Below are 22,363 nucleotides of genomic sequence, written 5' to 3' on the forward strand. Positions count from 1 at the left end.
AATGCAATAGCGTTTTGCGCCTCACCACGGTTTTTTGTGAAGAAACTATGACCGGTTGCTTATGGAGCCACTAGAGCTTCAGGCCCTAGCCCCTCTGCGATTGCCGCCAGCTCAGATAGTCCTGAATGGTTTTGCTGGCGATCGCCTCCATGGTGGAAGCAGGTACCGCGGCCCATGGATCGGAGCCTTTGGCCGGCACGCTTTCCTGCCCTTGCATGCGATGCAACCGCGCGCCGGAATTGTCGAGGATATCCCAGACATAGACGATGGTGACCTTGCCGCCGTCGACGAAGGCGGAGAAGTAGCCCTTCAGGATATTCTCTGTGCCGGCATCGCCTGACGGGCGGATGGTAAGCCCGCTGGCGCGCGCCTCGGCGCCGAGCTGACGCGAAAGCGGTGTCACCGCCTGGACCGGCGCGCCGATGATCGGCAGGAAACGGATCGTGCTGGCGGAGGAACTCGGGGGCGGTAACGATGCCTGCCGGGGTGCAGCAGCCGTTGCGGGCTGTTGCGTCGCCTGCTCCTGTCCCTGTCCATCCCATTGCGGCGGTGGGCCGGAGGAGGAGGGGGATACCGTATTGCCTGATTCCAGAGCGCGAGCCTGGGCTTCCAGCGTGTTCTGCGGTCCCGTTGCTCCGCCTTGGGCATAGGTGCTGCTACTATTATTATAGGTCTCCGGCTGCTGCGAGCGCGCCATCCGGTCCGCCTCGGCCTGTGTCACAGGCGTCGAAGCCCCGCCATTGCCCGTGCCCACGTTCGCCTGTGGCGTCAGGGCCTCCGTCGTGTTGCAAGAGGACAGAATTATGGCGAGCAGGGTGGCGGAAAATAATCTTCCGAAAAGCTGCATGCCCGCCTCCTGTCAAAGATTCCCTGTCACGAAAGCTTATTGGTCGCCTTCGGGACCTGTCAATTGCCAGATCAAAGCGGGAAATCAGCGCAAAATAAGGTCCAGACCGTGGCGCGAAAGCGGCTGCGGATCGGCACCCGTCGTCAGATAGGTGTGGCCGAGCGTCATGGCTGCACCGCTGTCGGAATCCATGATGATCATGTGCACGAAGAGGGTCATGTCGGGCAGGATCTCCTGCGGGTTGCCGACATGGAACATCTGGTGCTCCATCCACGAGGGCGAGAAACGGGCGCCGAGCGAATAGCCGCAGGCATTGAGGCGGTGGCGTGAGAGCCCGCGCTCGTCGAGGATCCGGGCATGCGTGTCGAAGACGTCGCCGAACGTGTGGCCGGGGCGCAGCACGCCCTCGATGGCCTGGATCGTCTCGAGGCAGGCTTTGTAAAGCTCCCGGTGGCGGAAGGACGGTTCGCCGACCATGATCGTGCGCATCATGGCAGCATGATAATGTGCCGCCGTACCGGCCCATTCAAGCGTCAATTGGTCGGTCGCGTCGAGTTTTCGACGGCCGGCTTTGTAGCGGCAGAGGAGCGCGTCGGCGCCCGACCCGATAATGAATTCGTTGGCCGGATAATCACCGCCGCCCAGGAAGATCGCGCCCTGCATCGCAGCGAGGATTTCCGCCTCGTCGCCGCCGGCCCTGATGAGAGGCAGCGCCGCATCGAGTGCATCATCCGCAAGTTCGGCGGCGCGCCTGGCGTAAGCGACCTCCGCCGGACTTTTGACGAGCCTGAGCGCGCTGACGAGATAGGAGGCATCGCTGATCTGGCCGAATGTGGAGAGTTGATTGTCAAGCAGGCGGGCGACCCTGCCGGTCATCCCGTGTGTGTCGTACTCGACGCCGATCTTCGCGCCGAGCAGATCCATGTCGCTCAACAGGTTCTTTAGGTCGAGCGTCGGATCAGCATTCACCCGGTCGACCCAGACGATGACATTCTCAATGATCGAGGTCTGACGCGCCTGGCGCAGGTCGGCCGAGCGGGTCAGCAGCGTCATCGTGCCATCGGCCTTGACCACCAGCGTCTGAAAGAAGCAGTAGCCGAAGGTATCGTAGCCGGTCAGCCAGTACATGCTTTCCTGGGCAAAAAGCAGCAGCGCATCGAGCTTTTCGGCGCGCATCTTCTCCGTCAGCCGCGCGAGGCGGTCAGCATATTCGCTTCTCTCGAAATGCAGAGCCATATCAATCCTCCCGAAGTGCAATGGCTGAAATCTGGCGGCCGTAATCCGGCTCTCTGGCGTGAGTCGTGCGGCGATAGGAAAAGAACCGTTCCGTATCCGGGTAAGTATCGAAGCCCAAATTTTCGGCGCGCACGCCTGCGGCCGTCAGCCGCCTGATCGTCAGCGACGGCAGGTCGAACATGGCATGTCCCGGCTTCGATGAGGGCATGAAGAATTCTTCGTATGCCGGGTCGAAGGCGAGGAAGCGCTCGACGAATTCGGGGCCGACTTCATAGCTCGTCGGGCCGATCGAGGGACCGAGCACCGCAGTGATCCTGTCGCGCATGGCGCCAAGGGAAACCATCGCTTCGATCGTGTTTTCAAGCACGCCGCCAAGCGCACCCTTCCAGCCGGCATGGGCCGCGCCGATCACGCCGCTCTCACCGTCGGCAAACAGGATCGGCCCGCAATCGGCCGAAAGCACGCCGAGCGCCACGCCGGGGATCGACGTCACCATCGCATCCACCTGCGGCCGCTCGCCGGCATAGGTCTCGTCGACGATGAAGACGTCGGGTGAGTGGACCTGATGGACGGTTGCAAGCTTCTCGACCGGCAAACCGAACCAGGCGGCGACCCGCGCACGGTTCTCGATCACTCTCTCTCGGTGATCGTTCGAGCCGATGCCGACATTGAGGCCGGCATAAAGTCCTTCGGATACGCCGCCCTGACGGGTGAAGAAGCCATGGCGGATACGATTGCCGGCCATCTCGCTCAACAGGGGGCTCTCGATGGGCGTCGGCAAGGGGCTGTCCTGCATCGGCGTTGTCTATCCCGTTGATTTCAAGAGGTTTTCTGCAAGCGATGAAACTTGCGCGCTGCTTCGATTTAGGGCGAGAGTGGCGCAAGGAAAGGGCGGATGTCAATCCACCGGCCGGAACGGCATCAAATTCAAGGCCGGGCTGGAAACTGCGATCACCTTGAACAACTCTCCCATCTTGCCCGCACCTTCGCCCGCCAGCCGATCGACCGCGGCGGCAATCAGCCGCTGTTCGGATGGCGCCTTGTCCTTCGCAAGTGCCGTGGCGCGTTCGGCAAGGCCGAGGCCGTAGAGGAACTCGCCCTGGCGCAAGCCGCCGTTCAGGTGAACACCCATGGAAAGGGCGATCCTGGCCAGATCCTCGAAGTCCACGTGGCTCGTCAGGTCCGCCTCGCCCGGATGGGCGAGCGGTGGATCGAAATCGTGGTTGCGCACGGCCTGCAGCGTGTCTCCGAAGCCGGTGACCATATGGCCGTAGTCGATGATCAGCGCGGTTCCGCCAAACGTCTTCAGCCGGTCGCAGAGCGTCTGCATGACCGCCTGGCGTGCCGGCGCCAGTTCGAAGACCGTGCCGTCGGGAGCGGAGGCCATTGACGATGGCAGAAGATCGGGATCGAGCGTCGCGACGCCGGCGGCGAAGGTGAGTTCACCGTCGGCATTCAGGCCGACAAGACGCTCGCGGAAGCCGGTCGGTGTTTTGACGAACTGGCGGATCGGGATCGCGTCGAAGAGTTCATTCGCGGCGATCAGCGTAAAACCTTCCGGCACATCTTCGAAACTGTCGTGCCAGGTAACCTTGGTGGAATAGGCCTCCAGCGTCACGCGCTGCACGCCGCGAAGCCTTTCGCTGGTCTCGACCAGATGAACATTCAGGCCTTCGAAGAGCAGGGGGGCGATGCGTTTGATCACCCGCAGCATATCGGCCATCATCGTGCCGCGGCCGGGCCCGACCTCGACCAGCCGGACGGCTGCCGGGCTGCCATGGCGCTGCCAGGCATGCACGACGAAGATGCCGATCATCTCGCCGAAAAGCTGGCTGATCTCCGGTGCGGTGATGAAATCGCCATGCCGGCCGAAAGGCTCGCGGCTGCGGTAATAGCCATATTCCGGATCGGCGAGGCAGAGCGCGAAATAATCGGTGACGCTGATCGGGCCGCTCGCCCGGATGAGGTTCTTTATCTTGTCTGTAAGGGGCGTGCTCACGGCCGTGCGCCTCCGCCTCAAACCTGAGCAGACGCAGACGCGGCCGCCGCGCGTGCCCGGGCGACGGCCCAAAGGCCGACAGCGATCATCGGCAGCGACAGCACCATGCCCATCGTCAGCCAGTTCGTGCCGAGCAAGTAGCCGAGCTGGGCATCCGGCTCCCGGAAGAACTCCACGAAAATACGGCAGAGAGCATATCCGACGACGAAGGTGCCGCAGACCGTGCCAGGGGCCTTCAGCGCCTTGAAGCCGAAAATCATCAGCGCCAGCACCAGAACGAGCACGATTCCTTCGAGGCCCGCTTCGTAAAGCTGGCTTGGATGGCGCGCGAACGGCCCTCCGGTCGGGAAGACGACCGCCCAGGGCATGTCGCTCAATCGTCCCCAAAGCTCGCCGTTGATGAAGTTGGCGATGCGGCCGAAGAAGAGTCCGAAAGGCACGACGGCAGCCACCGTATCGAACATGCTCCAGACCGGAATGCCATTGCGGCGGGCAAAGAAGATCATGGCGATCGTCGCGCCAAGGAAACCGCCGTGGAAGGACATGCCACCGTTCCAGATCTCGATTGCCCGAATCGGATTCTGCAAAACGGCAGCGAAATCGTAGAAGAGCACGTAGCCGATGCGGCCGCCGAGCACGACGCCGACAGCGACCCAGACCAGGAAGTCGTCGAGGTGGGCAATGGTGATCGGAGACTGACCACCCTTCCAGAGCGAGCCGTTTGCCGCCAGACGGCGCGCATAGAGCCAGCCGAGCAGGATGCCGGCGACATAGGCCAGACCGTACCAATGGATGGCCAGCGGGCCGATGGAGAAGGCCACCGGATCGATGTTCGGGAACGGCATCAGGGCGAAAAGATGTAGCGCTTCGTACAAGTTATCGGGTTCTCAACCTGTTCATATCGTCGCGGAACATGGCGTTGCGGCCATCGCCGGTCAAGGCGAATCTCAGCAAGCGCCCGTGCCGGCGGTGGATGACGCTTGCAACGGGTCGCGGCAGGCCCTACTTCATCTTCATGGACATTTTCGGGCCGCGCTTTCTTAGAGTGGGCGGCCAGACATACGGGAGTAAGATCATGGCAACCGGCACGAACCGCATTCTCGACGATTTCGCGCGGCTGATGACCGATGCCGCGGGAGCCGCGCAAGGCGTGCGCAAGGAGTTCGAGACAGCCTTCCACGCGCAGGCCGAGCGCTTCCTGAACAATATGGACGTGGTCAAGCGTGAGGAATTCGAGGCCGTCCGCGAAATGGCCGCCCGCGCCCGCGACGAAAACGAGGCCTTGAAAGCCCGTATCGAGGCGCTGGAGGCGAAGCTTTCGGGCCAATGAGACCGGTACCGTTTATGAGGGCGGGGGCAGTGGAATGGACAAGGCGACCGTCATCAACGATATCGCTGCCGCCCTCAGAAACGAACCGGCGATCACAGCGCTGTTCTTAAGCGGCAGCTACGGCGCTGGAATCGAGGACGCATATAGCGACATCGATTTCCTGGCGGTTTCCCGCGATGGTCCCACGGATGAATTCGCCGCCCTCTGGCGCGAAGCTGTCGGCAAGACGGGCGAAATCGTCCTCTGGCGGGACCGGCAGGTCAAATCCACGCTGATCAACGCCATCACGGCCGATTGGCTGCGCATTGACGTTGACATCATCAATCCCGATCAAATGGCCCGGCGAAACGCCGGCGGGTTGAAGGTCGTGTTCGATCACGGCCGGATTTTGGAAACCTTGCAGCCGCCTCCATCAGGGACGGGTCCCAATCCGGCGCGCATGAAATGGCAGTTCGAGGAATTCATCCGGATTTTCGGGCTGCTGCCGCTCGCGATCGGCAGAGGGGAATATCTGAACGGGATCACCGGCATCTTTCATCTCAGGAATCTTCTCATCGAGCTTCTGATAGAAGAGACAGCCGCTCCCAATCGGGGAGGGGCTCTTCATCTGAACAGGCTGATCACCGAGGAGCAAAAGCAGGTCCTCGCCAGGTTGCCTCTGCCTTCCCCGACGAAAGAGGCGATCATCTCAGCCAATCTTGCCTATGCGGACGCGTATCTGCCGCGGGCACGCAGGGTGGCGACGAAGATCGGCGTGGAATGGCCCGAGCGGTTCGAAGCGGCAACATGGGCTCACCTCAAGCACACGTTGGGGATCGAGCTTTCCGACACCTGATCCAACCTCGCCATTGAAAAAATCCTCCCCTGTGGACACTGGCAAAAAAGTCAGTCGCCAGAGTCGGTTATGACTCCGTTCTGATCCCGGACGCGAAGAAGTTTCCCAGCGGAATTGAGTAAAATCGAGTGAAAGGGGCTGCCAGTCGGACTCCGTCTAGGTACACTGATTTTAAACGATGATTCGAAACGGGTTGGTAAGCTCCAGACAGGGTGACTGCGTTATTCTGGAGGTGTCGGGCGATCATCGAACGTGTTGTTCCCGGTCATTGTTCGCGTGTTTTGGCGTTTTCGCACGAATCCGCAATCATCCCGGTCAAGAAGGTGCCGCATGAGCCTTATGGAATTGGAAATCGAACGTCAGTCGAATCCGGTCGACATGATCGAGTTCGTCGCAGCCTCGAACGACTGGACGTTCGAACGGTCGGGCGAAGATGAAATCGCCATGACCGTGGAAGGGCGCTGGGCCGACTACCACGTTTCCTTCTCCTGGATGGAAGAATTCGAGGCACTGCATCTGGCCTGCGCCTTCGATATCAAGATTCCCGACATACGCGTCAATGAAGTCATTCGCCTGCTCTCGCATATCAACGGGCAGGTGCTGATGGGCCATTTCGACCTGTGGCGTCAGGAAGACGTCATCATCTTCCGGCAATCTTTGCTGCTGGCCGGCGGTGCGGAGCCGAACAATCAGCAGGTGGAAGTGCTGCTGTCGAGCGCGCTGGAAGCCTGCGAGGCCTATTATCAGGCCTTCCAGTTTGTCGTATGGTCGGGCATGGAAGCGAAAGCGGCCATGGATGCCGTTCTGTTTGAAACCGTAGGCGAAGCCTGATGACCTTGGTCCAGCTCGGATCGATCCTTCTCATCGGCGCCGGCAACATGGGCGGCGCGATGCTTTCCGGCTGGCTGAAGAACGGCGTGCCCGGCGCTTCCGTCACGGTTGTCGATCCGTCGCCGTCGGAGGCGATGAAGGCGATCATTTCCGATGCCGGCGCGCGTCATTTCACCGCCCTGCCGGAAAGGTTTTCGGCCGATATCCTGTTCCTTGCAGTCAAGCCGCAATTGATGGATGCGGTCCTGCCGCCGTTGAAGCCGGCTGTCGGTCCGGGGACAGTCGTGGTCTCCGTCGCTGCCGGCAAGACACTGTCCTATCTTCAAAGCCACCTTGGCGATGCGGCGATGGTGCGCGCCATGCCGAATACGCCGGCGATGATCGGCCGCGGCGTTACCGGTGCCTATGCCAATCCCAAGGTCAGCGATGCCCAGCGAGAGGCGGTGCAGTCTCTACTCAAGGTCAGCGGGCCCGTGGAATGGGTGTCGAGCGAAGCGGATATCGATGCAGTGACCGCCGTTTCTGGCAGCGGTCCGGCCTATGTGTTCTATCTCGTGGAGTGCATGGCTGAGGCGGGCCGCAAAGCCGGCCTGCCGGCGGACCTCGCCATGCGGCTTGCGCGGGAGACTGTCTCGGGGGCTGGTGAGCTTCTGCACCAGTCCCCCGAAGACGCTTCGAAACTTCGTCAGAACGTCACATCGCCGGGCGGCACGACGGCGGCAGCGCTTGCAGTGCTGATGGCCGAAGACGGCATGCAGCCGCTGTTCGACAAGGCGATCGCCGCGGCCCGCAAGCGGGCGGAAGAACTCGGAAGCTGAGCGAAGGTGTCATGGCAGAAGAGATCACCTACGGCGATTTCGAGAAAGTCGATATCCGCGTCGGAACGATCATCGAGGCGGAGCCGTTTCCGGAAGCCCGCAAGCCGGCGTTCAAGCTGAAGATCGATTTTGGCCCCGAAATCGGCGTCAAGAAATCCTCGGCGCAGATCACGGTGCATTATACGCCGGAGACGCTGGTTGGCCGGCAGGTGCTCGGCGTGGTGAACTTTCCGCCGCGGCAGATCGGCCCGTTCCGTTCCGAGGTGCTGACCCTCGGTTTCGAGGACGAGAAGGGCGCGATCGTGCTTGCCGCCGTCGAACAGCCGGTGCCGAACGGCAAAAGGCTGATGTAGGACGGATTTCGCGCGGCGACTCTTCAGTGAATATCGCGGCTTTTGACGTCGGTCAGGCTGAAGGACCGGAATTCCACCTCGAAACCTTCCCGCTTCGGCGAGCAGAAGGTCATTCCGACCGAGATTTCGGCGAATTCCGGCGGAAACCAGGCCAGCCGCGCCATCCGCCAATCCGGCCGGCTGTCCGTGCGGTATTGGATGAAAAGCGCGTCGCCCATGCGGGTGACGCGGACGAAAATTTCTTCAAAATCCTCATCGAGACGGAAGGCGGACCAATCGGAATGACCGTTGGTGACGACTGTGCTGAAATGGCGGGCACCGTCGGTGAATTCGATGCCGCATTTCATCCAGTGCTTTTCGTCATGGCGGAGCATCAGGCCCGCCTGATCGTAGAGTGCTTCATAGCGCCCCACGAAGGATGTCTCTGCGGTGAAATCGCCAAGGCGGTGCCGGTAGAGAAAATGGCCGTTGTCATGATGGAAACCGTAATAAGTCTCCTGCCAGAAATCGGTCTCCGGGCCGGAGCGGGCGATCAGCCGGTCGCCGTTTTTGCGGACTTCCGGCGGCGGGTTCAGCCATTGCATGTCGGAAAGATCGACCGGCATCCGTTTCTCCCGTTCAAGCCGGTATCCGCACGACGGCTCGCAGGCCGCCCTGTGGGCTTTCGGCAAGTGTGACGTTGCCGCCATGGGCACGGGCGATGTCGCGGGCGATGGCGAGACCCAGGCCCGTGCCGGAGGCGTTCAGGTTGCGCGCCTCGTCGAGCCGGTAGAAGGGCTTGAAGACGTCTTCGCGGGCTTCGGGCGGAACGCCGGGGCCGTCATCGTCGAGGGTGAGCGTCAGCCATTTGGCGCTATGCCTCGCGTCGACATGCAGATTGTCGGCGTAGCGTTCGCTGTTTGAGACGAGATTTCCGACGAGCCTGGCGAAGGCATTGGGGCGCACTGCGATCTCGTCCTCCCCCTCGATCTCATAGGTCATGGTCTTGCCCTGCAAAGCAAAGTCCGACTGCAGTTTTCCCAGGAGTTCGCTCAGCCGCAGTTCGCCGAAATCTTCCTCGGCCTGGCTTTTGGCGAAGGCCAGATAGCCTTCCAGCATCGACTGCATGTCCTCCACATCCTGGCTCATGCCGGCAAGCTCCGGCTTGTCGCCGGCAAGCGCCAACTGGAGCCGGAAGCGGGTCAGGATGGTCCGGAGATCATGGCTGATGCCGGCAAGCATGGTCGTGCGTTGCTCCATCTGCCGCTCGATCCGCTCGCGCATCTGGATGAAGGCGAGACCGGCGCGGCGGATCTCGTCGGCGCCGCGCGGTGAGAAACCCTCGGTGCTCTGGCCCTTGCCGAAACTTTCGGCAGCCTGCGCGAGCTTCAGGATCGGCCGGATCTGGCCGCGCAGGAAGAGAATGGAAATGCCCACCAGCACCAGGGCAGTGCCGATCATCCAGACCAGGAAGATATGCGTGTTCGAGGCATAGGTGGAGCCGCGGCGGGCAAAGACCCGCAATACGCGGCTGTCGAACTTGACGCGGATCTCGACGAGCCGGCTGTCGCCCACCGTATCGATCCAGAAGGGCATCTGGATCTGGCGATTGATCTGATCGGCAAGCACGTTGTCTAGCAGGGAGAAGAAGGGGCGCGGGCGTGGCGGCGGCAACTGGCCGTTTTCTTCCACCGCAATCGTGAGATTGAGAGCGTTGCCGGCAATGCCGGTGATCGCATCGTAATTGCTGTCCTGCGGATAACTCTTGATGACTTCGATAATGCTGGCGATGTCCCGGACGGTGCCTTCCGAAAGGCGTTCGGTGACCATGCGCCAGTGCCGTTCCATGAAGACGGCGGCGACTACCGTCTGCAGGAGCAGCATGGGCAGGATGACGATGAGCAGCGAGCGGGTGTAGAGACCGGTCGGCAGGCGCCGTCGCAGCCATCGGGTCAGCGGACGCCAGCCGGGAAGGGTGAACCGGTCCATGTCGCGCTTCAGGGTGTCGAAAAGTGCCATCCTGCCTTCCATCCGTGCCCCATCGGGCTAGTCGATGCTCAGCCGGTATCCGATGCCGCGCACCGTCTGGAGGTAGACGGGATTGGCCGGATCGTCCTCGATCTTACGCCGCAAACGGTTGATCTGCACGTCGATCGTGCGCTCGCCCACTTCCGCATCGTCGCCGATCAATTCGTGGCGCGGAATTGTGTCGCCGGCGCGCAGCGCAAAGAGGAGCATGATCTCCTGCTCGCGGTCGGTCAGCCGGATGGTTTCTGCCGCCCTGCGCAATTCCTTGCGCGGGATGGAGAAAGTAAAAGGGCCGAACATGACCTGCTCGATCTTCGGCGTTTCCGGCGAGGAGCTGCGGCGCAGGATATTGTTGATGCGAAGGACGAGTTCGCGGGGATCGAAGGGTTTCGAGAGATAGTCGTCGGCGCCGGCTTCCAGTCCCTCGATGCGGGACTCCATTTCAGCGCGGGCCGTCAGCAGAATGACCGGAGTTGTCTTCTTCTGAAAAAGAGACTGCGTCAGCGAGAGGCCGGATTCGCCCGGCATCATGACGTCGAGAATGATGAGGTCGAAATGCAGGCCTTCAAGCTTGCGGCGAGCCTCCGCCGCGTCGCCCGCGACAGACACGCGAAATCCCTGTTCCATCAGATAGCGGTTAAGGAGATTACGGATACGGGTATCGTCGTCGACCACGAGAAGGTGGGGTGCGTCGTCGGAAGGAGGCGTTTTCGTCATCGGTCCAGTCCCAACTGAGGGTTATCAGTCCTCAACCTAATCCAGCTCGTTTTCGATGGGTTCGAGATTCTCGTCTCGCCCACGCATGCGGCGCAGGAATTCCTTGACCGCGGTCCGCATCTCGGGCGTGAAATCCTCCATCGCGCGAGCGATACGGCGCGATTGCGGCTCGGAAAGGGCGAGCGCCAGTTCGCGTCCGGCAAGCGTCGGGTAGAGCCGCCTCTGCCGCCTGTCCTTGGCCCCCGCCATCTGGCGAATATAGCCGGATTCGATCAGTTGTTTGAGGACGCGCGCAAGGCTCTGCTTGGTGATCTGCAGCGTATCGAGAAGGTCAGTCACCATCATGCCCGGCTGGCGGCAGACAAAATAGACGACGCGGTGATGGGCGCGGCCCATGCCGATCTTGGCAAGGATCGCATCCGGGTCGGATACGAAGTCGCGATAGGCGAAGAAAAGCAACTCGATGGTCTCGAAGTCGATCTGGGCTTCGTCAACCACCGGCATCGGCGGCATGACCTTCCTGACGGCTTTTCCCGTCGATGCGCGCGACACTCCCGTTTCCTTTCCCGTCATGGTTCCATGCGATGGCCGAAGCTCTTTCAACACTCAAGCACTGTAGACGCTCGTTCGTCATAAAGCGCGAACAGCTTGAACAATCAACAGCATTTCTTGAAGGACGGATCGGATGGCATGCTCGGGGGGCGGAGGGCGCCAGCCGGGCGGCGCCCTCCGCGATATCGATCATTCGTAGATATGCACGATACGGCGAGTGCCCGGATCGACCAGAACGGGCCGGTCGTTGACGACCACATAGTCGTAGTCATAGTCGGGCACTTCGCGGATGATAACATCGGGCGGCAGTGTCGCCCCAACGACCACTTCATCGCGGACGCGGATCGGGTCGACCGGATGCTGTTCGATATAGCTGATGACGGTATCCGGCGGATCGATCACGTCCACCTCGCCGACCGGGCCAAGCATGATGTCGCCAGGTCCGGGAACCGGAGCAGGCGGAACGCTTGCCGTCGTCTCATAGGTCACGGCCGGCACCTCGTAACGGGTCCGATAGTCCTGGACCACAACCGGTGTGCCGTTATGGCGGATGGTCAGGTATTCGGCGAATACCCAGCCGCGCATGCCGTTGACCTCGATACGGCACCAGTTGCTGCCTTCGAGGCAGCCATCCATCGTCGCCGGGCTGCCGCGGGTGGCAAGTCCGATCTCGGGGTAATCCTGGCCGGGACCGGAGCGGACGACGATGTCCGATGCGGTGGTCGTGGCCATCTGGGCCTGGGCGGGCAAGGCGAGGGCCGAAAGAGCGGCGCCAAGCCCCAACCACGTCCACTTGGGAAATTTCAACCAACTCGTCATGGAGTTTCTCCTCACGTTGATTGGAGGGAAACCCCCATATGTCCCGCTGGGTTCCGCCAGACCAAACGGATCCTTCAAGCTGTGGCCGGTCGGCCACGATAGGAGAACGTCCGGAACTTTTGAGCGCGATGTCCATTGATCCAGCCACAGACACTGGAGAGAAGCCCATGACCATTCAGCCGACAGCCCGGACTTTTTCCGCTCTTCCGCCCATCAAGATGGAAACGACCGCACCGGTCAATCCGCTCAGGGGTGTTCTGGTGACCGTCTTTGCCCTCAAGATCGTAGTATGTGCTTTCCTGCTTGCGACCGTGTCGCTTGCTCCGCCGGTCTCTGTCGACGCGCGTTTTGCGGCCGTCGCTGACAATTGATTTTTTTGGCTGAAATGTCTTCCGTTTGCCGCTATATCCCCGCTGACATTATCGCTTGAAGCGGGTTACATCTAAACGGATTCATGCAGCGCGCTTCGTCTTCCTGTTTTCCGCATGTCGCTGTCCCGGGATCGGTTCCCACTATCAAGCGACGCGCTTCAAGCCGAGGCATCATGGGCAAGTTACAGGCCGGCATCATCCCGGTTACGCCATTCCAGCAAAATTGCACGATCCTCTTCGATGACGAAACCAGGGAAGGCGTGGTCATCGATCCGGGTGGCGATGTGCCTACGATCCTTCAGGTCGTGAGTGAAAACGGGATAACGCTCAGGGAAATCTGGCTCACGCATGGTCATATCGACCATGCAGGCGGCGCTGACGAATTGCGCGAGGTGCTGGGTATCCCGGTGATCGGGCCGCATGAGGCGGATCTTCCCCTGCTGCAGAAGCTGGAGACCCAGGCCGAAAAATTCGGGGTGAAGATGGCGGTGCGCAACCTTGTGCCCGACCGCTGGCTCAACGAGGGCGACACGGTTTCGTTCGGAGATCATGTATTCGAGGTTTTTCACTGTCCCGGCCATGCTCCGGGGCATGTGATCTACTACAACCGCAAACAGAAATTCGCACATCTCGGCGACGTGCTGTTCAACGGTTCGATCGGGCGCACCGATCTGCCGGGCGGGGATCACGAGACGCTGCTTGCGTCGATCCGCGACAAAGTCCTGCCACTCGGCGATGATGTCGGCTTCATTTGCGGTCATGGTCCCGGTAGCCGGATCGGCGACGAGCGGCGCAACAACCCCTTCCTGCGCGGCCTCTGAGAGGTCTCCGCCAAGGATTACAAAGAAAAAAACCCGGCAAACCTGCCGGGCTTCAACTCGAATAGAAAGCCTCCTAGGCTTAACCAGCGATCTGCAGGTTGACGGCCTTGGGGCCTTTGCCGCGACGATCCGGTTCCGTGTCGAAGCTCACCTTCTGGTTTTCCGACAATCCGGACAGGCCGGACGCCTGTACGGCAGAGATATGAACAAAGATATCGGCGCCACCATTATCAGGCTTGATGAAGCCGAAGCCCTTGTCGGTATTGAAGAATTTTACAGTGCCAGTTTCGGCCATGCAGCAGGTCCTTTTCTCTCTGTCCGTGTTCAGCGGCGGACAGCATAACAGTGTTGCCCCGAAGGGCGGCGGCAGGCAGCTTTAAGAAAGGGTCCCTGTCTTTACCGCGGTGACCGGCAGGAATAGCTTTGAATATCTCTGCCCCCAGCCTACCGCCCGAAGTCTTCGCGCCTTCGGAGCGCATCATTATAGGTCTTCCCATGCTCGTAAATTGCCCGAACTTGCACAGAGTGCTGTGTTTATCAGAAATTGGCAAGAAAAAGTTTTTTGAACCGGTTCGATGAGGAGAAAGCTGACATCGGCAAAGATGACTGAGAACACTGGGTTGCGGCCTTTTGTTGACATCCGGAGGAGGAAATCATCGTCGGCAATGCTTTCTTGACAGGCGCCTGCGCCGTTTTTGAGCCAACCAGGAGAAAGGAAGATTTTTTTCCGGTCGGCACGCAGAGCGCCTGTCAAGACGGTTTTATGCCGGATTTCAGCCGGCAGACGGCATGAGTTTCAGGAATCCCGTGTATTTTCGGACCGTTTCATTCCGTTGCGGATTGCCGCCGGCCGAAAGTGCGTGCGTGTCTTGCCAATGCGGGTCGGGAAACGGGAGTGGGCGACGGCGCAGGGTGATCGACCGACGGCGCATCTTCATTGCGAGGCGCCGGTGCGCCGGCAAAATCCGCAAGGCTTTCCGGGAAGGTCTCATTGAAGGTTGTCGGTGCAAGTTCCGGCCGGGCGAGCGCATAACCCTGCATCAGCGGAACGCCGAGCTCCTCGCACAGATCGACCTGCCAGACCTCTTCGAGCGCCTCGAAAATCGGCTCGATGCCTTCGTCCAGCATCTGCCGGACGATGACGCGCAGGAGCGCATAGCCGGCGGAATTGTCGAGGAAGTCACGGACCCAGGAGGCGTCGAACTTCACGTAGTCCGGTTTGACGCGCTTCAGCCGGGCAAGATCGGAATCGCCCGCGCCGTAATCATCGATCGCAACGCGGAAACCTATCGCCCGCATGTGTTCGATGAAGGAAGCGACGATGTCGTCGGCCACACCGAACTTTTCCGAGATCTCGCAGACGATCCGAGCGGGTCCAAGACCTGCCTCATGGCCGGCGAGTTTGATGCGCTCAACCTCCTGGCGCATTTCCTGCGGCGCACGGAAGAGGCCGGGATGAAACTTGACGAATATCCCCGTCCGTGAACGATTGAGCCGCCCGGTGTTGAGGATGTGGATGGTGCGCAGGATGCTGTCGATATCGGCTATATCGGTGGACGAAACGAGGCGAAAGAATTCGCCCGGCGAGACCGGCTCGTCATGGCGCGAAACGCGCACAAGACCTTCGAATGCTTCTATCTCCAGACCAGTGCCGTTCGAGCGGAAAATCGGCTGCAGGGCGGATTGCAGCGTGAAGGGACCGTAGCCGGTGGAAAAGGCCCCGCTTTCGCTGCGCACCAGATTGGCGAAAATGCTTCTCGGCGTCATGCTTGTCGGACTTTTCGTTGCTGATCCCGATGGTTGTAGCAGCGAAGGGTTACGCGGCTGTAAAGAAGATTTAGAAGGTTTTATCAGCGTCTTTGATGGCTCATATTCAAGCTTTCCGCTTGAAACGGCGTCGTAGTTTAGACATAGAGCTTAGCGGCGGTCTCCTCGCGCGATCCCGCCCTTGTTCAACAGCTCCTCAGGACCCAGATCATGGCCTTTCTCGCCGACGCTCTCTCCCGCATGAAGCCCTCCGCTACCATCGCCGTCGCCCAGAAGGCGCGCGAGTTGCAAGCCAAGGGTCGCAATGTCATCAGCCTGGGGGCGGGCGAGCCGGATTTCGACACGCCGGACAATATCAAACAGGCGGCAATCGATGCCATCAACCGCGGCGAGACCAAATACACGCCGGTATCCGGCATCCCGGCTCTGCGCGAGGCTATCGCCAGGAAGTTCAAGCGTGAAAACGATCTCGACTACGATGCCTCGCAGGTAATCGTCGGGACGGGCGGAAAGCAGATTCTTTTCAACGCGCTGATGGCGACGGTTAACCCCGGCGATGAAGTCATCATCCCGGCGCCCTATTGGGTTTCCTATCCGGAAATGGTCGCCCTTTTTGGCGGAACGAATGTCTTCGTTTCCACCAAGCAGGAAAACAATTTCAAGCTGACGGCGGCTGACCTCGAAGCCGCGATCACGCCGAAGACCAAGTGGCTCATCTTCAACTCGCCGTCGAACCCGTCTGGTGCCGCCTATTCGCATGACGAACTGAAGGCCCTGACGGACGTCCTCGTCAAATATCCGAACGTCTGGATCCTGACGGACGACATGTATGAGCACCTGACCTTCGACGATTTCAAGTTCGCGACGCCGGTTCAGGTCGAGCCCAGGCTTTACGATCGCACGCTGACCATGAACGGCGTATCGAAGGCCTATGCCATGACCGGATGGCGTATCGGCTACGCGGCCGGCCCGAAGGAACTGATCAAGGCCATGGATGCGATCCAGAGCCAGCAGACCTCCGGCACCTCTTCGATCTCGCAGTGGGCTGCCGTCGAGGCGCTCAACGGCCCGCAGGACTTCATCGAGAAGAACAAGAAGATCTTCCAGGGGCGGCGCGACCTCGTCGTTTCCATGCTGAACCAGGCATCCGGTATCTCCTGCCCGGTTCCGGAAGGCGCCTTCTACGTCTATCCGTCCTGTGCGGGCCTTATCGGCAAGACCGCGCCGAGCGGCAAGGTTATGGAAACGGACGAGGATTTCGTCACCGAGCTTCTGGAATCGGAAGGAGTTGCCGTCGTTCACGGCTCCGCCTTCGGTCTCGGCCCGAATTTCCGCATCTCCTATGCAACTTCGGAAACCCTGCTCGAGGAAGCCTGCATGCGCATCCAGCGCTTCTGTGCTGCCTGCAAGTAAAGCCGCGGCCACATTTTAACGACCAGACCCGCCGGCGACGGCGGGTTTTGCATTCGAAGGCTTCTGTTGACGATAGGCGCAGCCGAACATACATTTCTCGTATGAAAACCGTCTCTATTCGCGAAGCTCAGAGCCGTCTCGACGAACTTGCCCAGGATGTGGAGCAAGGCGAGACCGTCATCGTGACGCGCGACGGCAAGCCGGTGTTCGACCTCGTGCCGCATCAAGAGCTGCCGAAGAAGAAAGGCGGGATTGATTTGGATGCGATCCAGGCTCATCTTCGTGCTCGGGGCATTACCAATCCCGTCCCATATATTTCGGATGATTTCGACGATCCGCTGCCGGAAGATTTCCTACTGAGGCCGTTGCCTTGACCAAGCCGTGTCTTCTCGACACGCATATCATTCTAGCTATTTTGCGTGCCGACACGCGTCAACGGTTCCCAAACATAAGCAAGCTCATCAGCGCCGCGGATTTCTCCGGTTTCGTCAGTGTCGCCAGCCTTTGGGAGATCGCGATCAAGTCGCGCCTCGGAAAGCTCGATCCTGGCGTGCCGCTTGAGGACATGCAGATCGTTCTGGAAGGCGGAGGTCTCACCATTCTGCCCATCGGCATTCCGCACGTCATCACCGCCGCCGAGCCGGAACCCGAAACGCGCGATCCCTTCGACCGGCTGCTATTGGCGCAATGCCAGATCGAAGGATTGCAGCTCGTGACGATAGACCGAGCACTCGTCGGGCACCGCCTCGCGTTCAAATTCTAGCGGAGGCGGCGCGGGAGAGTACCTTGTAGGCCTATCAGCTCTTGGTCAGCCGGAGGATCGTCGATCCACCGCCGCCGCGCCGTTCGGTGACCGCGTAGACTGCGCCGTCTGGACCGACCTTGACATCGCGGATGCGGGCCTGGAGCGGCACGCGCTCCTCGTAGGCGACCTTGTCGTCATCCATGTGGACAACGACAACGCCCTGTGCAACGAGCCCGCCGATCAGGAATGCGCCTTTCCATTCCGGGATAAGATCAGCATCGTAATAGGCCATGCCGGATGGCGCGATGACCGGATCCCAATAGTAGACCGGCTGTTCCGTTTCCCTCATGGCGGTGATGCCTTCGCCGATCGGAGCGCCGCTGTAATCGATGCCGTAGGTGACCTCCGGCCAGCCGTAATTCCTGCCGGCTTCCGGCCGGTTCAACTCGTCGCCGCCACGGGGGCCATGCTCGACCGTCCAGAGGCGGCCCTGACCGTCGAGCGTGGCCGACTGCAGGTTCCGGTGACCGTAGGACCAGATTTCCGGCTGTACGCCCTCGCGGTTGACGAAGGGGTTGTCCGGCAGGGCCTTGCCACTCCTGTCGATGCGGAAGACCTTGCCGAGACCGCTTGAAAGATCCTGCGCCTGGACGCGCGGTTCGGGATCGGAGCGCTCGCCGACGGTGACGTAAAGCTCGTCGTTCGGGCCAAAAACGAGGCGCGAGCCGAAATGCTTGTTGCCGTCGTAGCTCGGCATCTGACGGAAGATGACATTGACGTTTTCCAGTTTGCCGCCGCCGTTATCGCCCGGAACCAGCCTTGCCGAGGCGACCGATGTACCGTTGCCGTCTTCCCGCTCCTCAGAAAAGGAGAAGAAGATCATGCCGGAGGTGGCGAAATCGGGCGCGAGCGCGACATCCAGCAATCCACCCTGGCCGCCGGAAAGGACATCGGGAACACCATCGATCGCCGGCCCGGCTTCGCCTTCTTCCGAGATGATGTGCATGGCGCCTTGCTTGGCGGTTACCAGCATGCGGCCATCGGGCAGGAATTCCATGGCCCAGAGATGCGGCAGGTCTTCCGCAACGACCTCAGGCGCGATCTTCGGCATCTGCGCGGGTTGCGGCGCGCGCGTCTGGCCGGCAAAGGCGGGCCGCTGGTCGGGAGCATTGGGGCGTTTGGTTTCCACAGGCTGGCCGGTCGTCTGGGCAAAGGCCGGCGCCGCGATCAACGCTGCGGAGAGAGCCGAACCGGTCAGGAGAAGGCTGAGGCGTTTCATCGTAAACTCCCTTCAATGAGGCGGCGTTCGCCGCGAAGCCAGAACCGACACTCCGCATGCGGCGAACGCGTGTCGAACGACACCTTCATCTAGGGCGTCTACCCGGAATGATCGCACACGCCCCATTCAAGATAATTTTATCTGGCTCCTGTCGAGCTCTTCGCTTGCCCCTTCACAAGCAAAAAAGCCCGCCAATGCGGCGGGCCTTTCGTCTGATCGTTGTCCCGGAAACTCAGTCGAGAAGGTCGGCAGGAACCTTGCCGCCGTTCTCGGAAAGTTTCTTCATCAGGGCCTTGTGGAGCCACATGTTCATTTCGGCCGAGCCGTCCTTCGCCCCGGCATATCCCAATTCGTCCGCCAGTTCCTTGCGGGCGGAAAGGCTGGAATCAAGATCAAGTGCCTTCATCAGGTCGACGATCGATTTGCGCCAGTCGAGCTTCTGGCCGCTTTTCTTGACGGCGGCGTCCAGAACGGGCGTGACGTCCACCGGCGTCGAGGTGGAGGGAGCAGGGGCCGCCGGTGCTGCCTGCGTAGCTGCCGGAGCCAATTGCGCCGCAGTCGGGGCGGAGGTGGCGGGCGCTGCAGTCTCAGCCGCTTCCGCCCGTCCGAAAATAGCATTCTTGATCTTGTCGAAAATACCCATGTCGTGGTCCCTCGTTGGCTACGTACCAACTAAGAATTATCGCGGAGGATTTTTTTCTCAAGAGGAGGGGCCGCAATCCGTCGCGGGCTGCGGCCGCGTAACTTGTCAGGCCGTGCCCCAGATCATTTCGGCTGTCTTGACGACGAGCTCCAGCTTGCGCTTCTGGTCGTCCTCGGTGATCGAATTGCCTTCCTCGGTCGAGGCAAAGCCGCATTGGGGTGCGATGCCGAGCTGGTCGAGATCGACGTATTTCGAAGCCTCGTCAAAGTGACGGCGGAGCGAATCCAGGCTTTCCAGTTCGCCGGTCTTGGTGGTGATGAAGCCTGGATAGACGCGTTGCTTGCCCTTCTTGAGAAGACTGAGCGGCTGCAGCCCGCCGGCCCGCTCGGTATCGTATTCCATGAAGAACATGTCGACGCCGGTATGGTTGAAGATCGCGTCGGCTGCTGCGTCGTAGCCGCCCTCGGCAGCCCAGGTGGAACGGAAGTTGCCACGGCACATATGCATGCCGATCAGCATGTCCTTCGGACGGTCCTTGATCGCCTCATGCATCATCCATGCGTATTTCTGAATCAGCCAGTCAGGATCGAAACCTTCTTCCCGCTTCATGGCACGCTGCTTCTCGTCACCCAGATAGGCGAAGTAGATGTCGTCCATTTGCAGATAGCGGCAGCCGGCTTCGTAGAACTTCTGCACGGCCTTAGCATAGGTCCTGGCGAGATCGGCGAACAGTACCTCGACGTCCTGATATTCGGCAGGATGGATGTCCGCCTTGGCGGTGCGGTAGTGAGCGACGCTCGGGCCGGGAATGGAGATCTTCGGCGTAACCTTGGTCACCGAAGCGAGATACTTGAAATGCTCCAGATGCGGGTGATTATCCGGGAAGTCGAGCTTGCCGTTGATGGTCGGGAAGGTCGGCGGCAGCTTGACGCCGTGGAAAGTGACGCCCTTATGCGCTTCGCGGGTGACGAACTCCATCCCGTCGAGCTCGCCGAGGAAGTCATAGTGCCAGAAATGGCGGCGCGCTTCGCCGTCGGTGACGACCTTGAGGCCGACGCCTTCCTGCAGCTTCACGAGGTCCTTGATGGCCTCGTCCTCGACAGCCTTCAGCTCGTCGGCGGAAATGCTCTTCTCTTCGTAGAACTTCCTGCGGGCCTCCTTGACGGAAGCGGGGCGCAGGAGCGAACCAACGTGATCGGCTCTATAGGGCGGTGTCGGCATGGGGTCCTCCATTCACGGATATAAGCTGCAACAGCCGTGCAGCGGCGAAGGCGTGTATACAGGTATGCGCCTTTGAAGGTGAAACAGCACATTTCGCAGGTTGATTCAACGTCTTCTCAACCCGATTCCGTATGCATATGCAAGTTGTTGTTCCGGAATCGCTTTTTGTCAGAGCCCGAGGACCGTCAGCATCACGAACGTGGCGAAAAGCACAAAATGGGTCATGCCCTCGATAGCATTCGTCTGGCCGTCGTTGAGGTTGATCGCCACGGCAACCAGCGTGACGGCCACCATCACCGTCTGGACCGGAGTCATGGCCATGATGAAGGGCTGGCCGCTGTAAAGAGCGATCGCCTCCATCACCGGCACGGTGAGGATGACCGTCGACAGCGAGGCACCCATGGCGATGTTGACGACCGACTGCATGCGGTTGCGGAGCGCAGCACGCAGCGCAGTCAGGATTTCGGGTGCCGCGGAAATGGCCGCGACCACGACCGCCATCAAGGCCGGCGGCGCGCCGGTGCCATCGAGCCCGACGTTCATGAAGGCCGACATGAATTCCGCGAGAAAGCCGATGATCAGGACGCCGAAGAGGATGATGACAATGGAGGCCACAGCCTCCTCCTCCTTGGCTTCCTTCTGCGGGGTGTGCCCCCCTGCTGCCGTTTTCGTGCGGGGATAGCTGTAGCTGAAGAAATAGCTGTGCGTGCCGACCTGCATGCGCAGGAAGAGGGCGTAGAGCGCGATCATCGCACCGATCGTGAAGGCGGAATAGTAATGCCATTTGGAGGTCGGAATGAACTCCGGCACCACCATGGAGATGCTCATGGCCGTCAGGATCATAACGCTGTAGGTGCGGCTGGAATCGTCGTTATAAGGCTGCTCTCCATGGCGAAGTCCACCGAGCAGGGCGGCAAGGCCGAGGATGCCGTTGATGTCCAGCATGACCGCGGCATAGATGGTGTCGCGTACAAGTGTGGGCGATGTCGTGTTGCCCATCATGATCGCGAGGATCAGCACTTCCACCGCGACGGCCGAAAGCGTCAGGATCATCGTGCCGTAGGGATCGCCGACCTTGTGGGCGAGCACTTCCGCATGGTGGGCGACGCGCGTCGACGCGAGGATGATGACCGCGATCAGTACCACGGCGGCGACCGCCGAGGCGGTCCGGCCGCCTTCCAGGATCGAATGCTCAACGGCATAGGCGATAAAGGCTGCCGCAAGCGCTGCGATGAGGGATCGTTCCTGTTTCAGAAGAGGGAGAAGTCCCACCGGCGGCTCCATGCTTTTGCGGACACAATCTAACGCGGCGACTTGCGGCATCAAGGAGGTTCGTTTTTCTCTTCAAGGATTTGCGACAGCCGCGCTTTGATGCCATAATTTAACATGTGGCCTGGAACTTCGGGGCACCTCTTTTGCTTCTTTACCCCGATACCGCGTCTGGAGACGGATCCGGAGAGATCGTTGTGGCCATGAAAGGACAAGGAGGAAGAATGACCAAGATCGTCTACAAGGTCGTACAGCACGACGGCGGCTGGGCATATCGTCAGGGTGACGTCTATTCGGAAACTTTCCCTACGCATTCAGATGCCCTGCAGGCAGCCCGTATCGTGGCTGCAGAACAGCAGGTTGGCGGCGAACCGGAGGAGATCAGCTGGCAGGACGAAAAGGGCGTCTGGCACACCGAATACAGCGAGGGCGGTGATCGCCCGGAAGCCGAGGTCGTGGATGGGGACGAGGGCGCCGACGCCCGCTGATG

28 protein-coding genes are annotated in these 22,363 nt (G+C 60.6%); 11 read left to right on the forward strand and 17 right to left on the reverse strand.

Annotation, left to right across the window (positions count from 1 at the left end):
- Positions 1 to 85: 85 nt before the first annotated feature.
- The 5 genes from ABK249_RS09515 to lgt form a co-directional block, all read right to left on the reverse strand.
- Complete coding sequence (locus ABK249_RS09515; protein WP_348862708.1) at positions 86 to 847, reverse strand: hypothetical protein; 762 nt, start codon at positions 845 to 847, stop codon at positions 86 to 88.
- 84 nt (positions 848 to 931) lie between these two features.
- Positions 932 to 2,083, reverse strand: coding sequence for a M24 family metallopeptidase (locus ABK249_RS09520; protein WP_348862709.1), 1,152 nt, complete (start codon positions 2,081 to 2,083; stop codon positions 932 to 934).
- Between the two features lies 1 nt (position 2,084).
- Positions 2,085 to 2,879 (reverse strand): peptidoglycan editing factor PgeF, encoded by a 795-nt coding sequence (gene pgeF / locus ABK249_RS09525; RefSeq protein WP_227703241.1) that lies wholly within the window; start codon positions 2,877 to 2,879, stop codon positions 2,085 to 2,087.
- 102 nt (positions 2,880 to 2,981) lie between these two features.
- Positions 2,982 to 4,082, reverse strand: coding sequence for a class I SAM-dependent methyltransferase (locus tag ABK249_RS09530; protein WP_227703240.1), 1,101 nt, complete (start codon positions 4,080 to 4,082; stop codon positions 2,982 to 2,984).
- Between the two features lie 17 nt (positions 4,083 to 4,099).
- The gene (lgt, locus tag ABK249_RS09535) at positions 4,100 to 4,927 is read right to left on the reverse strand and encodes a prolipoprotein diacylglyceryl transferase (RefSeq protein WP_415926432.1); all 828 of its coding nucleotides are present in this window, start codon (positions 4,925 to 4,927) and stop codon (positions 4,100 to 4,102) included.
- A 230-nt stretch (positions 4,928 to 5,157) separates the two neighbouring features.
- On the opposite strand from lgt, the gene ABK249_RS09540 reads away from it, so the two are divergent.
- From ABK249_RS09540 to ABK249_RS09560, 5 genes are all read left to right on the forward strand, one after another.
- Complete coding sequence (locus tag ABK249_RS09540) at positions 5,158 to 5,412, forward strand: accessory factor UbiK family protein (RefSeq protein WP_210052843.1); 255 nt, start codon at positions 5,158 to 5,160, stop codon at positions 5,410 to 5,412.
- 34 nt (positions 5,413 to 5,446) lie between these two features.
- Positions 5,447 to 6,247, forward strand: coding sequence for a hypothetical protein (locus ABK249_RS09545; protein ID WP_348862711.1), 801 nt, complete (start codon positions 5,447 to 5,449; stop codon positions 6,245 to 6,247).
- 330 nt (positions 6,248 to 6,577) lie between these two features.
- Positions 6,578 to 7,078, forward strand: a complete 501-nt coding sequence (locus ABK249_RS09550) for a type III secretion system chaperone family protein (protein ID WP_037147997.1) — start codon at positions 6,578 to 6,580, stop codon at positions 7,076 to 7,078.
- Entirely contained in the window at positions 7,078 to 7,896 is an 819-nt protein-coding gene (proC, locus tag ABK249_RS09555; protein ID WP_227703236.1) for a pyrroline-5-carboxylate reductase, read from the forward strand. Before ABK249_RS09550 ends, proC begins: the two co-directional genes overlap by 1 nt.
- 11 nt (positions 7,897 to 7,907) lie before the next feature.
- Positions 7,908 to 8,249 (forward strand): tRNA-binding protein, encoded by a 342-nt coding sequence (locus ABK249_RS09560; RefSeq protein WP_037147995.1) that lies wholly within the window; start codon positions 7,908 to 7,910, stop codon positions 8,247 to 8,249.
- Between the two features lie 23 nt (positions 8,250 to 8,272).
- Here the strand turns inward: ABK249_RS09560 and ABK249_RS09565 are convergent, their stop codons facing one another.
- The 5 genes from ABK249_RS09565 to ABK249_RS09585 all read right to left on the reverse strand — a co-directional run bounded on the left by ABK249_RS09565 (position 8,273) and on the right by ABK249_RS09585 (position 12,344).
- Complete coding sequence (locus ABK249_RS09565) at positions 8,273 to 8,854, reverse strand: DUF1349 domain-containing protein (RefSeq protein WP_348862712.1); 582 nt, start codon at positions 8,852 to 8,854, stop codon at positions 8,273 to 8,275.
- Positions 8,855 to 8,867: 13 nt separating this feature from the next.
- Positions 8,868 to 10,247, reverse strand: coding sequence for an ATP-binding protein (locus tag ABK249_RS09570; RefSeq protein ID WP_348862714.1), 1,380 nt, complete (start codon positions 10,245 to 10,247; stop codon positions 8,868 to 8,870).
- Between the two features lie 27 nt (positions 10,248 to 10,274).
- Entirely contained in the window at positions 10,275 to 10,973 is a 699-nt protein-coding gene (locus ABK249_RS09575) for a response regulator transcription factor (protein ID WP_348862715.1), read from the reverse strand.
- Between the two features lie 36 nt (positions 10,974 to 11,009).
- Positions 11,010 to 11,486 (reverse strand): MarR family winged helix-turn-helix transcriptional regulator, encoded by a 477-nt coding sequence (locus tag ABK249_RS09580; RefSeq protein ID WP_348862773.1) that lies wholly within the window; start codon positions 11,484 to 11,486, stop codon positions 11,010 to 11,012.
- A gap of 228 nt (positions 11,487 to 11,714) precedes the next feature.
- Complete coding sequence (locus ABK249_RS09585; RefSeq protein WP_227703231.1) at positions 11,715 to 12,344, reverse strand: DUF1236 domain-containing protein; 630 nt, start codon at positions 12,342 to 12,344, stop codon at positions 11,715 to 11,717.
- Positions 12,345 to 12,511: 167 nt separating this feature from the next.
- On the opposite strand from ABK249_RS09585, the gene ABK249_RS09590 reads away from it, so the two are divergent.
- Together ABK249_RS09590 and ABK249_RS09595 are read left to right on the forward strand one after the other, a co-directional pair.
- Positions 12,512 to 12,715, forward strand: a complete 204-nt coding sequence (locus ABK249_RS09590; RefSeq protein WP_037147989.1) for a hypothetical protein — start codon at positions 12,512 to 12,514, stop codon at positions 12,713 to 12,715.
- A 173-nt stretch (positions 12,716 to 12,888) separates the two neighbouring features.
- Positions 12,889 to 13,536 carry an MBL fold metallo-hydrolase gene (locus ABK249_RS09595; RefSeq protein ID WP_348862716.1) on the forward strand — a complete coding sequence of 216 codons (648 nt, stop codon included), beginning with the start codon at positions 12,889 to 12,891 and terminating at the stop codon, positions 13,534 to 13,536.
- Between the two features lie 79 nt (positions 13,537 to 13,615).
- On the opposite strand, the gene ABK249_RS09600 is transcribed toward ABK249_RS09595, so the two are convergent.
- From ABK249_RS09600 to ABK249_RS09610, 3 genes are all read right to left on the reverse strand, one after another.
- Positions 13,616 to 13,831, reverse strand: coding sequence for a cold-shock protein (locus ABK249_RS09600; RefSeq protein WP_003494703.1), 216 nt, complete (start codon positions 13,829 to 13,831; stop codon positions 13,616 to 13,618).
- Between the two features lie 186 nt (positions 13,832 to 14,017).
- Positions 14,018 to 14,290 carry a hypothetical protein gene (locus ABK249_RS09605; protein ID WP_348862720.1) on the reverse strand — a complete coding sequence of 91 codons (273 nt, stop codon included), beginning with the start codon at positions 14,288 to 14,290 and terminating at the stop codon, positions 14,018 to 14,020.
- Positions 14,291 to 14,361: 71 nt separating this feature from the next.
- Entirely contained in the window at positions 14,362 to 15,303 is a 942-nt protein-coding gene (locus ABK249_RS09610; protein ID WP_348862721.1) for an EAL domain-containing protein, read from the reverse strand.
- A gap of 210 nt (positions 15,304 to 15,513) precedes the next feature.
- Between ABK249_RS09610 and ABK249_RS09615 the strand changes: the two genes are divergently transcribed.
- The 3 genes from ABK249_RS09615 to ABK249_RS09625 all read left to right on the forward strand — a co-directional run bounded on the left by ABK249_RS09615 (position 15,514) and on the right by ABK249_RS09625 (position 17,479).
- A complete protein-coding gene (locus tag ABK249_RS09615) occupies positions 15,514 to 16,716 on the forward strand; it encodes a pyridoxal phosphate-dependent aminotransferase (RefSeq protein ID WP_227703227.1) in 1,203 nt (400 codons plus the stop codon).
- 101 nt (positions 16,717 to 16,817) lie between these two features.
- On the forward strand, positions 16,818 to 17,090 hold the full coding sequence (locus tag ABK249_RS09620) for a type II toxin-antitoxin system Phd/YefM family antitoxin (RefSeq protein WP_037147984.1): 273 nt from the start codon (positions 16,818 to 16,820) through the stop codon (positions 17,088 to 17,090).
- Positions 17,087 to 17,479 carry a type II toxin-antitoxin system VapC family toxin gene (locus ABK249_RS09625; protein ID WP_348862722.1) on the forward strand — a complete coding sequence of 131 codons (393 nt, stop codon included), beginning with the start codon at positions 17,087 to 17,089 and terminating at the stop codon, positions 17,477 to 17,479. Before ABK249_RS09620 ends, ABK249_RS09625 begins: the two co-directional genes overlap by 4 nt.
- 34 nt (positions 17,480 to 17,513) lie before the next feature.
- Here ABK249_RS09625 and ABK249_RS09630 read toward each other — a convergent pair whose 3' ends face one another.
- From ABK249_RS09630 to ABK249_RS09645, 4 genes are all read right to left on the reverse strand, one after another.
- The gene (locus ABK249_RS09630; RefSeq protein WP_348862723.1) at positions 17,514 to 18,740 is read right to left on the reverse strand and encodes a PQQ-dependent sugar dehydrogenase; all 1,227 of its coding nucleotides are present in this window, start codon (positions 18,738 to 18,740) and stop codon (positions 17,514 to 17,516) included.
- Between the two features lie 232 nt (positions 18,741 to 18,972).
- Positions 18,973 to 19,383 carry a DUF3597 domain-containing protein gene (locus ABK249_RS09635; protein ID WP_348862724.1) on the reverse strand — a complete coding sequence of 137 codons (411 nt, stop codon included), beginning with the start codon at positions 19,381 to 19,383 and terminating at the stop codon, positions 18,973 to 18,975.
- A gap of 105 nt (positions 19,384 to 19,488) precedes the next feature.
- Positions 19,489 to 20,604 (reverse strand): 5-methyltetrahydropteroyltriglutamate--homocysteine S-methyltransferase, encoded by a 1,116-nt coding sequence (locus tag ABK249_RS09640; protein WP_081952745.1) that lies wholly within the window; start codon positions 20,602 to 20,604, stop codon positions 19,489 to 19,491.
- Between the two features lie 168 nt (positions 20,605 to 20,772).
- Entirely contained in the window at positions 20,773 to 21,888 is a 1,116-nt protein-coding gene (locus tag ABK249_RS09645; RefSeq protein WP_415926433.1) for a calcium:cation antiporter, read from the reverse strand.
- Between the two features lie 209 nt (positions 21,889 to 22,097).
- Between ABK249_RS09645 and ABK249_RS09650 the strand changes: the two genes are divergently transcribed.
- A complete protein-coding gene (locus tag ABK249_RS09650) occupies positions 22,098 to 22,361 on the forward strand; it encodes a DUF2188 domain-containing protein (RefSeq protein ID WP_037147972.1) in 264 nt (87 codons plus the stop codon).
- Positions 22,362 to 22,363 lie beyond the last annotated feature (2 nt).

The organism is Neorhizobium phenanthreniclasticum (assembly GCF_040066075.1).
GTDB classification, from domain to species: domain Bacteria; phylum Pseudomonadota; class Alphaproteobacteria; order Rhizobiales; family Rhizobiaceae; genus Neorhizobium; species Neorhizobium petrolearium.